Source organism: Ruegeria sp. C10 (assembly GCF_056537805.1).
Map to the genome: position 1 here is coordinate 1,227,091 of NZ_JBQFSC010000001.1, position 15,311 is coordinate 1,242,401.

The 15,311-nt window shown below is 58.1% G+C and carries 12 protein-coding genes; 6 read left to right on the top strand and 6 right to left on the bottom strand.

The window, feature by feature from the left end; genetic code table 11:
- Positions 1-8 precede the first annotated feature (8 nt).
- From ACR0DE_RS05850 to lptF, 5 genes are all read left to right on the top strand, one after another.
- The gene (locus ACR0DE_RS05850; protein WP_480562492.1) at positions 9-1,682 is read left to right on the top strand and encodes a hypothetical protein; all 1,674 of its coding nucleotides are present in this window, start codon (positions 9-11) and stop codon (positions 1,680-1,682) included.
- Positions 1,675-3,435, top strand: coding sequence for a ferritin-like domain-containing protein (locus tag ACR0DE_RS05855; RefSeq protein WP_480752279.1), 1,761 nt, complete (start codon positions 1,675-1,677; stop codon positions 3,433-3,435). Before ACR0DE_RS05850 ends, ACR0DE_RS05855 begins: the two co-directional genes overlap by 8 nt.
- Positions 3,432-4,742 carry a radical SAM protein gene (locus tag ACR0DE_RS05860; RefSeq protein ID WP_480752280.1) on the top strand — a complete coding sequence of 437 codons (1,311 nt, stop codon included), beginning with the start codon at positions 3,432-3,434 and terminating at the stop codon, positions 4,740-4,742. The genes ACR0DE_RS05855 and ACR0DE_RS05860 overlap by 4 nt, the downstream gene beginning before the upstream one ends.
- Positions 4,743-4,746: 4 nt before the next feature.
- On the top strand, positions 4,747-6,162 hold the full coding sequence (gene qhpG, locus ACR0DE_RS05865) for a flavin-dependent monooxygenase QhpG (RefSeq protein WP_480752281.1): 1,416 nt from the start codon (positions 4,747-4,749) through the stop codon (positions 6,160-6,162).
- Positions 6,163-6,234: 72 nt separating this feature from the next.
- Complete coding sequence (gene lptF, locus ACR0DE_RS05870) at positions 6,235-7,374, top strand: LPS export ABC transporter permease LptF (RefSeq protein ID WP_170392575.1); 1,140 nt, start codon at positions 6,235-6,237, stop codon at positions 7,372-7,374.
- 2 nt (positions 7,375-7,376) lie between these two features.
- On the opposite strand, the gene ACR0DE_RS05875 is transcribed toward lptF, so the two are convergent.
- Complete coding sequence (locus ACR0DE_RS05875; protein ID WP_480752282.1) at positions 7,377-8,210, bottom strand: LysR family transcriptional regulator; 834 nt, start codon at positions 8,208-8,210, stop codon at positions 7,377-7,379.
- Between the two features lie 102 nt (positions 8,211-8,312).
- Between ACR0DE_RS05875 and ACR0DE_RS05880 the strand changes: the two genes are divergently transcribed.
- Positions 8,313-8,903: an HD domain-containing protein gene (locus ACR0DE_RS05880; RefSeq protein ID WP_480752283.1), complete on the top strand. Its 591-nt coding sequence runs from the start codon at positions 8,313-8,315 to the stop codon at positions 8,901-8,903.
- Here the strand turns inward: ACR0DE_RS05880 and speB are convergent.
- The 5 genes from speB to ACR0DE_RS05905 all read right to left on the bottom strand — a co-directional run bounded on the left by speB (position 8,900) and on the right by ACR0DE_RS05905 (position 15,308).
- Positions 8,900-9,742 (bottom strand): agmatinase, encoded by an 843-nt coding sequence (speB, locus tag ACR0DE_RS05885; protein ID WP_480752284.1) that lies wholly within the window; start codon positions 9,740-9,742, stop codon positions 8,900-8,902. The two genes, ACR0DE_RS05880 and speB, sit on opposite strands and share 4 nt — an antisense overlap.
- Entirely contained in the window at positions 9,739-10,908 is a 1,170-nt protein-coding gene (nspC, locus tag ACR0DE_RS05890) for a carboxynorspermidine decarboxylase (protein WP_480752285.1), read from the bottom strand. The genes speB and nspC overlap by 4 nt, the downstream gene beginning before the upstream one ends.
- Before the next feature lie 88 nt (positions 10,909-10,996).
- A complete protein-coding gene (locus ACR0DE_RS05895; RefSeq protein ID WP_480752286.1) occupies positions 10,997-12,208 on the bottom strand; it encodes a saccharopine dehydrogenase family protein in 1,212 nt (403 codons plus the stop codon).
- Positions 12,209-12,230: 22 nt separating this feature from the next.
- Positions 12,231-14,120 carry a biosynthetic arginine decarboxylase gene (gene speA / locus ACR0DE_RS05900; protein WP_480752287.1) on the bottom strand — a complete coding sequence of 630 codons (1,890 nt, stop codon included), beginning with the start codon at positions 14,118-14,120 and terminating at the stop codon, positions 12,231-12,233.
- A 102-nt stretch (positions 14,121-14,222) separates the two neighbouring features.
- Positions 14,223-15,308 (bottom strand): DUF1513 domain-containing protein, encoded by a 1,086-nt coding sequence (locus tag ACR0DE_RS05905; protein WP_480752288.1) that lies wholly within the window; start codon positions 15,306-15,308, stop codon positions 14,223-14,225.
- Between the last annotated feature and the right edge of the window lie 3 nt (positions 15,309-15,311).

Consider the following 15,311-nt stretch of genomic DNA (forward strand, 5'->3'; position numbering starts at 1 on the left):
GGCCCAGTATGGACACGATCCAAGAGATTTTCTTTCTGCCACCCATGGCGGTTGCCCGTCTTGGACCGGGTGAGACACCGCTGGAAAGCTATGAGTGGCAGCAGGACATGGATGCCCATGGCAACAACAAAACGGTCATCCGGTCGAACATAACCTTTCGCGAGATCGAAGATGGCAGTGTCACCGCCTATCTTCCCGATCCCGACACGATCCGCTTTCGCGACGAAGGCGGCGCGTTGCGCCCGGTTGCCCCGTTCTTTGAGCTGTGGGCGCGGATGCATGATGCCGAAACGGGCGAGGAATATGAGACACCGGTGACGCTCGATCTGCTCGACAATCAGGGCCTGTCGCTGCAAAACGTGCGCTATTCGGTAACCGTCGGGAACACCAAGGCCGAGCGCCGGACTGGCGACGCGGCTTGCGGGTTTCGTGCACGGGTCGAGATTGCGGGTCAGGATTTCACCCCGAAACCCCTGCTGGCCTTCAGCCCGTATACGTCCGAACAACAGCCGATGGTCTATGAGCATAACCCGATCCCGCTAGGCTCAATCCGTGTGATGCATCCTGTGCAGGGTCATGATGAACCGGTCGAAGGGAAGTTCATCGACCGCAGCATCCTGCGCCTGCGCTTTATGCCTCCGAAAGGTGAGGTTTATGGCCCGCCTGATGCTGCATACGGTCCGGCGACGCTGGCCGTACCGGGCTATCAGAACGACCCGCCGAAATCGGAATATGGTCGCATCCACGAAATCGTGCCCGAACAGAACCGCATCCTGAACCCCGACACCCCTTGGTCGAAATGGATCATGATGTCCGGCACCTCGGACGACCCTGAGCCGCACGATAGTTACGACGGTGCCCGTGTGGGCAATGACCAATCCTGGGGAGTGGCCGATGACACCAGCGATGGCGTGATCGAGGCGACGCTGGCAGTACGTGGCGAACGCCTGACCGCGCGCGCCACGATCATGACCGGACCACCCGATTTTGCACCTGATGCGCGGCCGTTCTACAGCCTTGAGGATGATCTGGCCGATCGTGATCTGTCGCTAATCTCGGTAACTGAAGAAAACTACACCCAGGCCAAAGACGAGGTGGTCGATATCTTCCGCCGCGCCTTCGAGACCAACAGCCTGATCAACCTCGACGATATCCGCGCGCAAGGTTTGAAGGACAATGCCAAATTACAGGCGAAAACCGGGATTTCCCCGACGCCGGGCCTGCCGTCAACCGATGCGAAATCCATGACGGAGGAGGATGCAAGGCCGCCGGACAAGATCGACGAACTGATCCGCCCGCAACCGATCTCGGTCTTTTCGAACTCCGTGCCCAATGATCGGCTGCCCTATACAGTTGCGACGAAGTTCGTGCATGAGCAACTGATCGACGAGGCCAACCTGCTGGATTTCCTACGCCGTCGCCCGGATTTCGTTAAAACACTGCTGCGTCCACCATATGGTATCCTGACCGAGCTTGAAACCGACCCGAACCCTGATCAAAATCCGAACCCGGATTTTCGCGATCCTCGGATTATCCGCGACTCGATGCACGACGCGCGGATGCCGCCCTATATGCGCGATTCCAACTATTACCCGCTGTCGCTGTCGCGCAGGCAGTACCATCTGGTGATCTCGTTCATCGACTATCTGGTTGCACAGGAAACGGAGGCTCAGAATGTCTGATCAGCCCGGCCAAATCCGCGTTAAACCCCGCAACCTGACCGCCCGCGCGGCCTATAAGGTACCGGGCAACCCCGACAACACGCGACTGGACGGATCGGTGGGGAATTGCTTTCCCGGTCTGGAAATGGATGTGCGCAACCTGGACCGCCGCTTTTTCCCCGGTCTGGTGTTCAACGCCGCGCGGGTGCCGCTGAACCCCGTGCCCGAGGCGCCGAAGAATTCACAGGGCTTCCATCTGGTTTTTGTGGACTATTTCTATGATCCGATGCTGCCTGACAACAGCCCCGAGGAGTGGGTGCAGACGCTGTTGGAGGCCTACAGCGGTGACATCGGCGCAAAGCTCAGCCAAGGTCGCTGGTTCCTGTCATGGGTCGAGCAGAGCGGTAAGCGCATCACTTTCAAGGAGGAAGACGGCACACCCTATGACGGGCTGATGATTTGGCGGTTCATCCGCAGTCTGGAACATGGTGATGACAAACCGGTCAGCATTGCTCTGGAACGGCGCAATCATGAGGGCATCGTGGATACCGAGCAGGTCGTCCTGCACGGATTCCGCCGCCAGTACCGGACCGAGGCGGGGGTCTTCAGCGAAGCCTATGATCCCGGAGAATTGACGCAAAGCCTGTGCAATCCGTGGTCCCATGACTTTCGCGACTGCGGCTGCCACTACTGGCCTTCGAACCACCCCGACGTAGTGATGGCTGAGGTGGCGCATGACGATCAGCTGCCCTCGGGTCAGTCAAAGAACCCGATCGAGGCCGAGACCTATCTGGATTGGCTGCGCTCGGACAAGTCTCCGTCCGGTAACGTCGCGGCGCTGAATACGGTCGAACAAAACCGCCCCTACCAGATTGACCATTATCAGGTAAATCAGATGTGGAGCGAATTGCCCATCGTCGTTGAAGGCCGCGAAACGGGCGAGGTTTATGAAGTTGATCCCGAAATGCCAGGCGTGGAGCCCTATGACACGCCGCAGGCGATGATCGAGGACCTCAAGACGCGTCTGGCCGCGATGGAGATGACGCTGAGCCTGCAATATCTTTACGCCTATTTTTCGTTGGCGGATCCCGAAACGGCGGATGCCCGAAAATGGCCGACGCTGAAAGACGATCTGATATTTGCCCGGCGTTCGGTGCTGGAGGTCGCGATTGGCGAGATGACCCATATGCGCTGGGCGAACCAGTTGCTGTGGGAGCTTGAGCCCGAGGGGTATGAACCCATCTTGACCCCGTCTGAAACCCTCCCTGCGGGTAAGGGTAAGACCCAGCCCCGCGCGCTGAGGCCGCTGACGGCTGAGGCGCTTGCGGATTTCATCGAAATCGAGCGCCCCGGGGGCTTTATCGACCGCGCCTATGCGCAATGTGTTGCAACGCTGGAGCAGGAGGACTTGTTCCCGGAACGCCGCCTTTATGCGCTGGCGGTACGGATCGACACCGACGGGGACGAGCACTTCCTGCGCTTCAGTCAAATGAAGGACGTTTTGGCCAAATACGATACGGGAGAAGGCACACCTGCCTATTTGCGTCAGATTGAGGTTGGCACTGAAGACGAGGCCAGGATGGCGCTGGAACTCTACGCTAAGGTCAAGGATGGGTTAGCCAACGCCTATACGCTTGAAGCGGATGGCAAATTTGAAGACTCCCAGGCCTACATCCAGCAGGTGCGCGATGATATGAAGCTGTTCCGCGTCGAGGGCGAAGCACTGGCCGCCAAGGGGATTGGCATCCCGTTCTGGACGGAGGGTAAGGCGTGATCCCACCCACCGCGCAGGTGCATTTCTTTGACACCGAATATGGCGATCACATGTTGGCCGTTGATGGCTCGCGCGTGTTCGATGTACCTGCGGGGACGGCGGAACAGTTCACGGCGATGGACGAGCCTAGCCAAAGTGCTTTCCTCAGGTCCATGGCGTTGGATGGTAGGCCGTTCATCGATGATACACTGCCACAGGACATGCCCGTGCGGTCGCTGTCGCTGGCCGTGGCGCAGAAATGCAATCTGGCTTGTACCTACTGCTATGCAGCAGGCGGGGAGTTTGGTGGATCCGCGCGGAATATGGAGTGGGAGGTCGCCAAAGCCTCGGTCGACCGGCTGGTGGCCGAGGCCGAACCCGGTGTGCGGATCAACCTTGCCTATTTGGGTGGAGAACCTCTGATCAACCGCGACCTGGTGCAGCGTGCTACGGAATATGCCGTCGATCAGGCGCATGCCAACGGGTTGAGCGTCGGGTTCTCGATCACAACCAACGGGACCCTGCTACGCCCCGAGGATGCGGCGTTTTTCGAAACGCATGGATTTGCTGTCACCATCAGTCTGGATGGCGTGGGTGAGGTCCATGACAAGCTGCGCCCAAATCGTGGCGGTCGGGGTAGTTTTGATACGATCCTGAAACGGGTCGAACCTTTGCTGGCAGCTCAACACCGTATGCAGGTTGGTGCTCGGGTAACGGTTACGCCGAAGAATATGAACCTGCCAGAGACGCTGGATCGGTTTGTGGGAATGGGATTTCATTCGATTGGATTCTCGCCCATGCTGGCCTCGCCCAACGGTCAGCATGAACTGAACCGGAGTGATTTGGACGAGATGCTATCGCAGATGATCCGTTGCGGCGAAGTTTTCGAGGCGGCGGTAATCGAAGGGCGGCGCTACCCTTTCTCGAACATGGCAGCGGCGATGCAGGAGATCCACCGAGGCACCCACCGGCCCTATGCCTGCGGGGCAGGGGGCGGGTATTTCGGCGTGTCTGCTGATGGTGGACTGTTCGCCTGCCATCGCTTTGTTGAAGACGAAGCCGGAGCCATGGGCGATGTCTATGATGGCCCTGATCTTCGGCGAGAAAATTGGTTGACGAACCGTCACGTGCACACCCAGTCCCCGTGCGGCACTTGCTGGGCGCGGTATCTGTGCGGCGGCGGCTGTCATCACGAGGTCATCCATCGCGGACGCCCCGCTTGCGACTACATTCGAGGTTGGCTGCACTATTGCCTTCAAGCCTATGTCCGCTTGTCCGAAGCACGTCCGGATTATTTTGGCGTGTCCGCTCAGGTGGCCTCTGCCTGAACGGATGGAGATTGAGACCGAAATCTGCGTGATCGGAGGCGGCCCGGCAGGTAGTTCTGCTGCGCTGAGGTTGGCTCAGCTAGGTCGGCGTGTCTGCCTGATCGAGCGGCAAACGTTCCCGCGCCAGCATGTCGGCGAGTCATTGCCGCCATCAATCTGGCCGATCCTGAAACTGTTGGGGGTCGACGAAACCGTTTCCCAAACCGGTTTTCTGCGTGCAAGCGGATCGCTTTTGCATTGGGCCGGAGCGTTCGAACGTCGCGGCGTCGACGGTGATCACCCCGGACTTTTGGTTGACCGGGGCCAGTTTGATGCGGTGCTGTTACGTGCAGCACAAGCGGCAGGGGCGCAGGTCGTCCAACCTGCGCGCGCATACCGCCCGGTGCGCCAGCAGTCTGGTTGGGAGATTCCCGTTCGGACCGACACGGGCGCCTTTCGGATCCAGGCACAAATCCTGCTGGACGCAGCGGGACGGCAAGCCGGGCTGGGCCGCAGGTTTCTCCCTGCATCCCATCCTTTGTTGGCGCTTTATGCTTATTGGCACGTGCCGCCGGGCTTTGGCCCGCAAGCCCGGGTCGAGGCGGGACAAGGACATTGGTATTGGGGCGCGCTGTTACCGGGAGGAGTGGTCAACGCAATGGTTTTTGTCGATCCCGACGCCTGCATCGGGCTGCCACCCGCAGATCGACGCGATCTCTATCTGAATCTTCTGGCCCGTTCGACACTACTAGCGCCCTGTCTGGAACAGCGCCGTATCGGGCCTGTGCGGCGGGCGGATGCCACCAGCCAGGCCGAGACAACACCACCAACGCGCGACCTTCTGCGGGTCGGAGAGGCCAGCTTCGCGGTAGACGCTTTGTCGTCGCAGGGGGTGCAATTGGCGATGGGGCAGGCGGTGCAGGCCGCAGCTGTGGCGAACACGCTTCTGACAACCCCCGAACATAGTGATCTGGCCTTGTCTTTTTATGCGGATCGGCAATTCGAGCGTGTGCAGACCCATGCAGCGCTCGCAGCCGATTTCTATGCACGGCAGCATGCTGTCGATCCTTCGCACTTCTGGGCTGAGCGCGCAAAGCCGTTGGGTTGGGTAAAGTCCCCAGCGTTCGATCCAAACAGGGAGGCGTTGCGTGATGATCAGCCCCTGATCCTGTCACCTCAGGCCAAGCTCATCGCTTCCGGCGTGCAAACCGCTTCGCATATCGAACCCGGCCTTGTCATAGGGCACCCGAATCTTCCAAGGCCAGTTGCCAATCTGGAGGGCGCAATGCTGGGACCGTTGTTAGAGCGGCTGGGCGCCCCGACAACCACTTTGAACATCATCAAGAGCTGGTCAGAGGTTTTGGCCACACACACGGCGTCGCGCATTCTGCGCTGGCTTTGGTATCATCGCATCGTGATCCCCGCCGCTGATCAGGCTTAATCGAGGTTTCCTCGGCGCGTTGAATCACCTAAAGTCCGCCGCAACGCCAACCGCCAAGAAACAAGAGGTCGCATGTCGCGTTTTGATGGGTATTTCCTGCGGCAATTGCTGGTGCTGTTTGGCTTTTTCACCCTTGTGCTTGTCGGGGTGTTCTGGATCACGCGTTCAGTCAGCCTTTTTGATCGGGTCATCAGCGGCGGCCAATCGGCGATGGTATTCCTGGAGTTCACGGCGTTGACCTTGCCGACGCTGATCCGGACGGTCATGCCCATGGCTGTGTTTGCGGCCGCTGTTTACGCCACCAACCGTTTGAGCCGCGAAAGCGAGATGACGGTGATGCTGGCAACAGGCTCCAGCCCGTGGCGACTGGCGCGTGCGGTCTTGGTGTTCGGGCTCAGTGCGGGACTGATGATGGCTGTCATCAGCGTCTTTTTGCGACCTGCATCGGTTGATCAACTGGAATTAAGACAGGATGAAGTTGCCGGAGATGTCACCGCACAGCTGTTGAATGAGGGCGAATTCTTGCATCCAGCAGAAGGTGTAACCGTCTATATCGGCGATATCGATTTGGACGGAACGCTGCGCGAAGTCTTCGTCTCGGACCGTCGCGATGGGATTAACCCTGTCAGTTATTCGAGTGCCACCGCCTATCTGGTCAATCAGGCTTCGGGCATTCATCTGGTTATGCTGGATGGGATTGCGCTGCGGTATGATCAGGCTGGTAACACGCTGTCATCCACGTTGTTCGAAGACGCCTCTTACGACATTTCCGAACTGACCCAGAATTCGAGTATGGGCCATCGCAGCCTTGAAGCCATCCCGACGGTCGAGTTGATCTGGGATCGCGAAGCGGTCTCAGTGAAAGATGATCACAGCATCGGCCATCTGGTGGATGAGCTGCACCAGAGGTTCTCGTGGATTGCGATATGTATTGCGGTCGCATTGGTCGGATATTCGACCCTGATGCTGGGTAGTTTTTCGCGCTTTGGGCTTTGGCCTCAGATCCTGGGTGCCTTTACCATTCTGGTCCTGCTTGAGGGGGTTCGGGGATTCGTATCCCCGTTCGTCATCAATGATCCCAGACTTTGGGGCTTGCTGTATCTTCCCGCCGTTATGGGCGTGCTTGTGTCGGTTCTGTTTTTACTGGCCGCGGGGCGACCCTTGCTGCGAAAAAGGGTTCGAAACGGAGCACCAAAGCCGTCACCGGTCTGAAGTCAGCGGCGAAGTTCCTCCAGACACTGCAGGATGTTTTCAACTTCTTGACTGTCCGAACGGACCACCAAATACAGCGGTAGCATTAAGTCGCGCGCATCTTTCTCGCGCAACAGCTCGCCTGAGTTCAGATGCTGAGTGATGACATAGTCCGGGAAATACCCATACCCGCCACGCTGTAGGAGATAGCGTAAAGCCATCAAGCAATTACCCAGAAAGATAGTTTGCCCTGTCGCGAGACGCGCTGTGGAACGGACATGATCCCGGTAGGTCTCGCCCAGTTCTATGTTGACAAATACCCGTTCAGCGTCGGTGTTCGCATCCTTCCTGCTTTGAACCAAAGACAGCCGTTCGGGCGCAAGTTCGTGGAATACCACGCGCCGGTCCGCAGGTTTTTCATGGGTCAGCGCGGCGTCAAGTACGTGGGTCGCAACGGCGTCGACCATATCCAAATCATGGTCGTAATTCAGGGTTAACAGCAATTGTCCAAACCGTTGTTCAAAGCGAACAGCAAGGTCCACCAGTAACGGATCCCACACGCTCAACTGGGCACCCAGACGCAGTGCCAACCGATTTTGAATCTGTTCAGGCAGGTCGTTGGCTGCGAACGACCACAGCGACAGCATCTGTTCCGCATAGGGTTTGAATTGGCGGCCGTACTCGGTCAATACCGTTCCGCCTACCCCGCGCGAGAACAGTGGTTTGCCTGTTGCGTCTTCCAGGGCCCTGATCCGGGCGCTGACTGCGGTTTGGGTTACATTCAACTTACGGGCCGCTGAGTGAAACCCACCGGTTTCGGCTACGCTTAAAAATGTTTCCAGAGATTTGGTTTGCATATTGAAAGTATTTTTTGATCGTATTGATAAAATCAATTCATTTTTTTGCCTACATATGCCGCTTTAAAGTGATTTGACGAACGTAGCCAAAGGATTCGCGCGATGCTGGACAAGAGCCACAAACCCAACTGGACCAGTTTTGAAGAGGCGACCAAGGCCGACTGGAATGCGGTCATGGAGTATGAAGAGAGCTACAACGCTGCTTTGCCGGATCGCATACTGGACGCCATTCGTTCACTGGACGAAGAATGGACGCCGTATCCGGTGAATCGCTATCAGCACAGCCTGCAGGCCGCGACACGAGCGTATGAGGACGGCGCTGACGAAGAGTTGGTTGTGGCTGCCCTGATCCATGACACCGGCGATATCTTGTCGCCTTATAATCACGGGGAACTGTCCGCCGCGATGATGAAGCCTTATGTCAGTGAGAAGACACACTGGATTCTCAAGCACCACTGCGTGTTTCAGGGCTACTACTACAATCATCATCTAGGTGGTGATCGGAATGCCCGCGACAAATATCGCGACAGCCCGTATTGGGAGGACTGCCGCTATTTTTGCCATGAATACGATCAGAAGGCGTTCGACCCGGACTATCCGACCAAACCGCTGGAGTTCTTCGAACCCATGCTACGCCGCGTTCTGAACAAGGGCGAAGGGCACATGGAACTGAATGAGACCGCCGAGGCTTAACAGGCGGCCATCAGGCGATAGACGATCTGGGCGGCGGTAAAATCCCAGGCGGCATTGCCGTTCGGGGCCAGTTCGACGACGTCGAAACCCACACATTTTCGGCCCTTCAGGGCGTGTTCCACCAGGCGCAGTGCTTGATAATATCCCAGCCCGCCTGGGACGGGTGTTCCAGTGGCGGGCATGATTGCCGGGTCCAGCCCGTCAACGTCAAAGCTGACGTACACCAGATCGGGAAAATCCTTGGGCAAATCAACCGAGTGGATGTTGCCGGTAACCAGTTCTTCGGCGTCCACATGAAACACGTGGTTTCTCAGGCGGCTTTGGGCTTCTTCAGTCGAAAAGGCGCGAACGCCGAATTGCGCCAGACGGATACCTTCTTCGGCAAGAAGATGCATGACTGAGGCGTGAGAGTGTTTCTCGCCCTGATAAGCGTTGCGCAGATCAGCATGGGCGTCGATTTGCACGATACCAATCGGTTGGTTTAGAGCGCGGGCAACACCCAACACTGCGCCGTAGCTAAGTGAATGCTCTCCACCTAGCGTCACCGGGATTTTGCCGGCGCGAACGGCCGCTTCCGTGCGTTGGGCTAGGCGTTCCATTATCTCTGGCAACGCTGCATCGCAGTCAACGGGTTCTTCGGTGAAGATCCCCTCGACGCAGGGCTCGGCGTGGCCAGTGATGCGTTCCAGTTCATTACTGGCTTCGATAATTGCGTCCGGGCCTTTGGCGGTGCCCGCCCCGTAAGATACAGTGCGTTCCAGCGGCACCGGGATCACACGGAACCGCGCGTCCTCAGTGCGCTCGGATGCGGACAGTTCACTGTCGAGGAAAATACTCATGAGAGGCGGCCTTTAAAGTCGTCATAGCCGAACTGTTTGATGATTTTCAGTTCGTCCGTTTCGCTGTTCCACAGCGCTATAGTCGGCAGCGGAACTCCGTTGAAGGTGTTGGTTTTGACCATCGAGTAATGCGCCTGATCGAGGAAGGCAAAGCGTTGGCCGATTTCCAGTGGCTTGTCCCAAGTGTAGTCACCGATCACGTCGCCCGCCAGACAGGACGGGCCGCCAAGGCGATAGGTATGGCCTGCCTCGGCCTCATCCATGAGGGCGGGGCGATAGGGGGCTTCGATGACGTCCGGCATATGGCAGGTGGCCGAGATATCGGTGATCGCAAGGGTCATACCGTTGGTCGGCAAGTCGAGGATTTCGCCAACCAGAATGCCCGCATCCAGGGCCACCGCTTCACCGGGTTCCAGATAGACGTCGATACCGTGTGTCTCACGGATGGATTTGATGAAGGCGACCAGCCCGTCGCGGTCATAGTCATCACGGGTGATATGATGCCCGCCGCCGAAGTTCAGCCATTTGAGTTGGCCAAGGTACGGTTTGAGTTTTGGCTCAACCGCGTCCCAAGTCCGCTGCAACGGCTCGAACCCCTGTTCGCAGAGCGTGTGCATGTGCAGCCCGTCCACGCCACTCATAGTCTCGGCGGTCAATTGGCTGACCGGCGTGCCCAGACGCGAGCAGGGAGCGCAAGGGTCGTATTTGGGGATTTCGCCTTCGGAATGTTCCGGATTGATGCGCAGACCGACCTGTACGCCGGCGGCTTGGGCTTTTGCCAGAAAGCGGTTCTTTTGCGCGGGTGAGTTGAAGATGATGTGGTCCGATAGCGACAGGATTTCGTCCATGTCCGCGTCTTTATATCCGGCGCAGAAGGTTGCGACCTCGCCGCCATATTCCTCTCGCCCCAGCCGCGCCTCATAGATGCCGGACGCGCAGGTGCCGCCAAGGTGTCGGCGCACCAGTGGGGCCAGCGAGAACATGGAAAACGCCTTGAGCGCGCTCAGGACATGTGCGCCGGAGCAGGTGCCTATCTCGGAGAGGATGGTCAGGTTGCGCTCAAGGGCTTTCTCATCGACCACGAAGCAAGGGGTGGGCACGCGGTTGAAGTCGAAATTGCGGAAAGCTCCGGCATCTCCGGCTTGGGTGGTCATCATGTCGGACAATTCGGGTGTCTCCGGATTGTGGAGAGGCCGGGGGGCGCTGCCCCCCGGACCCCCCGAGATATTTATAGCCAGATGAAGCTGATGCGGATCAGAAATCGACGGGACCGTCGAGTTCGTGGACCTGCCACGGCAGGCCGTGGGTGTTCAGCATGTCCATGAAGTCGTCCGGGTCGAGCTGTTCCATGTTCCACACGCCCGGCTGGGTCCAGTTGCCTTTCAGCACCTGCGCCGCACCGATCATGGCGGGGACGCCGGTGGTATAGCTGACGGCTTGGCTGCCGACCTCGGCATAGCATTCCTCGTGATCGCAGATGTTGTAGATATAATAGGTCTTTTCGCCCGAGCCGTCCTTGGCCTGACCTGTGGCGATGTCACCGATGCAGGCTTTGCCCTTGGTCTCCGCGCCCAGATCGCCAGGATCGGGCAGCAGGGTTTTCAGGAACTGAATCGGGATGATCTCCTTGCCGTCATGCATCACCGGGTCAATGCGAGTCATACCGACGTTTTCCAGCACCTTGGCGTGGGTGATGTAGGCGTCGCCGAAGGTCATCCAGAAGCGGGCGCGCTCAATCTCGGGGAAATGGGTGCTGAGCGACTCCAGTTCCTCGTGATACATCAGGTACATGTTCTTGGGGCCGATGGCGGGGAAGTCGAACTCGACCTTGTGGGTCATCGCCGGGCTGTGCTGCCATGCGCCGTTTTCCCAATGGCGCACCTCGGCCAGCACTTCGCGCAGGTTGATTTCCGGGTTGAAGTTGGTGGCGAATTCTTGATCGTTGCTGCCGCCATTCGCGTCCAACACATCGATCTGACGGATCGTATCCAACTTGTGCTTCTTCAGCCATTTGGCGAAGACGGATGTAACACCCGGATCGAAGCCCGAGCCGAGGATGGCAGTCAAACCAGCCTCTTTGAACCGTTTTTGATAGGCCCATTGCCAGTGGTATTCGAACCTGGCCTCGTCCTCGGGCTCATAGTTCGCGGTGTCGAGATAGTGGATGCCGGCCTCAAGACACGCGTCCATCAGAACCAGATCCTGATACGGCAGGGCCAGGTTTACGAGGATTTCTGCACCCGTTTCTTTGATCAGTTTGACTGTATCTTCAACCTTGTAGGCGTCCAACTCGGCAGTCGCGATGTCCACACCGACGCGGTCCTTAACGGCCGCTGCGATGGCGTCGCATTTCGATTTCGTGCGGCTGGCCAGCGTGATCTCGGTAAAGATGTCCGAATTCATCGCCATTTTGTGCACGGCTGCGTGGGACACGCCGCCCGCGCCGACAACCAGTGTTTTGCCCATGGGATAGTCTCCTCTCAAGGGGTTATTCGTAATAGGTGTAGCCGTTGATCGAGTCGCGATAGGCGCTCATCAGGGTTTTTCGGTCCTTGGCTTGCAGAGTACCGGTCGAAATCGCCTCGTCCACCATTTTGCGGAACGCGGCGACACAGTCTTGCGGGTCGAATTCCACATAAGACAAGACTTGAGAAATAGTGTCGCCCTCTTGTTCATGCAGCAAGTCGAAGCCACCGTCGGTGCGCAGGTCGATGGTGACGACATTGGTGTCGCCGAACAGATTGTGCAGGTCGCCAAGTGTTTCCTGATAGGCGCCAACGAAGAAGACGCCCATGAAATACTCGCCTTCTTCGGGCAGCGAATGCACTGGCAGGCTGGGGGACACGCCGTCGGCCAGTATGAATCGGTCGATCTTTCCGTCGCTGTCGCAGGTGATGTCGGACAGGACCGCGCGTCGGTCTGGTGTTTCATTCAGGCTTTGCAGCGGCACGATCGGGTGCAATTGGTCGATGGCCCAGACATCGGGGAGGGATTGGAACAGCGAGAAGTTGCAATGGTAGATGTCTGCGACCTTCTCAAGCTGGTCATCCACTTCCGTGTCCAGATCATCACTTGCCGCCAAGGCCTTGAGACGGGCCATAAGGGACAGGTAGATGCGCTCGGCCCGGGCCATCTGGCGCAGGTCGACATACCCGCGTCTAAAAAGCGCGCGCAATTCATTGCGATAGAAGGTTGCGTCGTTCCAGCATTCCTGCAGACGATCTTTGCTGAGATAGCCGTGTACTGCGGCGAGGTCCGAAACCATGTGGTGGTCATCGGGCTCGGCCATTGGTCCGTCCGGGGCGTCGTAGAGTGTGCTTTCCAACACGTTGAAGACCAGCATGGACGACGTCGCAACAACCGCACGGCCGCTTTCGGTGATAAGCGTGGGATGATCGATTTCAGCCTCGTCCATGGCGTAAGCCACGGTTTCGACTACGTTGGCGCAATATTCCTCGACCGTGTAGTTGATCGAGTTTTCCGCGGCCTTTTTTTCGCCCGTGTAATCCACCCCCATGCCGCCGCCGAGATCCAGGTAGCTGAGTGGCACACCTTCACGCGAGAGTTCGGTGTAATACCGGCATGCCTCGCCAACAGCGCGGCGCACATCGTTAACGTCTTGCACCTGTGAACCCAGATGCGAATGTTGTAGCTTGAGGCAGTGCAGCAATCCCGCCGCTTTCAGCTTGTCCACGGTGGCAACAAGCTGGTCGGTGTTCATTCCAAAGGCGGAACGGTCGCCCGAACTTTCTTCCCATTTGCCGCTGATCTGATTGGTCAATTTGACCCGAACGCCTATTAGGGGCTCGATCCCCAGTTGGTTATAGACCTCGATGACGGTATTGGCCTCTTTTGGGCTTTCCAGCACGATGACGGTGTTGAACCCGATCTTGCGAGACAGGATCGCCAATTGGATGAATTCAGCATCCTTGACGCCATTGCAGACGATCAGCGCTTCGGGGGCCAGGCGATGGGCCAGGGCCAGCACCAGTTCAGGTTTTGATCCTGCTTCAAGGCCATAATTGTATTTCTTGCCGAACTCGACGATCCGGTCGACCACCTGCGCCTGTTGGTTCACCTTGATCGGAAAAACACCGCGATAGTGGCCCTTATAGTTTACGCGCGCGATTGCCTCGGCAAAGCTCTCGTTCAGGTGCGCGATTTCATGCTCTAGATAAGACGCAACACGCAAGACCATCGGGGCTTTGATCCCCCGGTCGTCCAGATCGCTGAGGATACCCGGCAGGCTGATTGCCTCGGCTTCGGGGGCCATCGGATTGCGCAGAGCTATCTCGCCCCATTCTGTCACCTCAATGAGGCCATGGCCCCATTTCTCAACCCCGTAGATGGAATGCGGTGCGTCGGGCGTCTGTTTCAATCAGATCAGTCCTTAACTTGGGTGTGCTGGTTTAGCGCCTGCCAATACGGCAGCGGTTTGATTCGTCCAAGTGTAAACTGTGAGAGGGTTCGCTGCTGAATTCTAGCCGTATGTACGGATCGGGATCAGGTGGTTGTCCCACTGGCAATCCGACCGCGCGGTGATTTCGGCGCCGGTGGTCGTCAGAGCGCCAAATGCACCGGTTCCGGTGGTAAACGCCAACCCAGCCTTGCCGGCGCCTAAACCGCAAACATCTTCGAACACTAAAGCTTCGATGAATGTTCCGCTATTTACGTCGAAGCGGTGCAATGCATCGCCTCGCGGACAGGTGATCGCAACCGATTGGCCATCGGTGGAAAAGGCAATGCTGCCAGCATACCCTTGCAACTCTCTTTGCTGCGTTTCGGGCGCTGACAAAAGGCGAGGCTTTTCGCCCCTTTGATGAAGCCCCAGAAGGGCAGGGTACTTGGTCTGGCTGCCTTGCCATTGCATTGCAAAACCCACTAGACCATCGTCACGCACCGCAAGATGGCGGATCGAGTTTTTGTGCAGCGCGCGGGGTAGATCCACTTGCTCCAATATCGAACCCGAAATGTCGAGATAGCTCAGGTTGGGCTGCATCGTTGGCAGATTTAGCTTGGTCCGACCGCTGTCGGGGTGTGTCTCGATGCCACCATTGGCGATGACCAGTATGTCGCCACCGGGCAGCAAGCGCATGTCGTGGGGGCCTATCCCACCTGACGAGAACTCTCCCAGCCGTGCGAAGCTGATCGCGTCCCAGACGCCAACCACACCTTCTACGGCCTCATAGTCGTTTTCGGTTGTGAAGAACCGTGTTCCATCAGCCGAGAATGCACCATGCCCGTAGAAGTGGCGGCCATTGGGTGCCTCCAGCCGCTTTAGGACAGAGCCGTCTTTACAATCAATTACAATTGCAAAGGTCCCGGGGCGGCGGGCAAAGGCGACCGCTTGGGCTTTGAACGGATGGGCCGCGGCGGCGTGCCCGCGCGCGGGTAGCGGTATAGCGAACAAAACTGCGCCCGAGTTATCCAGGCCGGACAGGCGGTAGCTACCATCTGGGAATAAGGCAGCGGCCAGATAGCGGGGCGCGCCGACGGACGCCCAGCCCGGCACCGAAGCAAGACTGGCGGCACCAAGGCCAGCAAGAAATTCGCGGCGGTTCGTCAATGG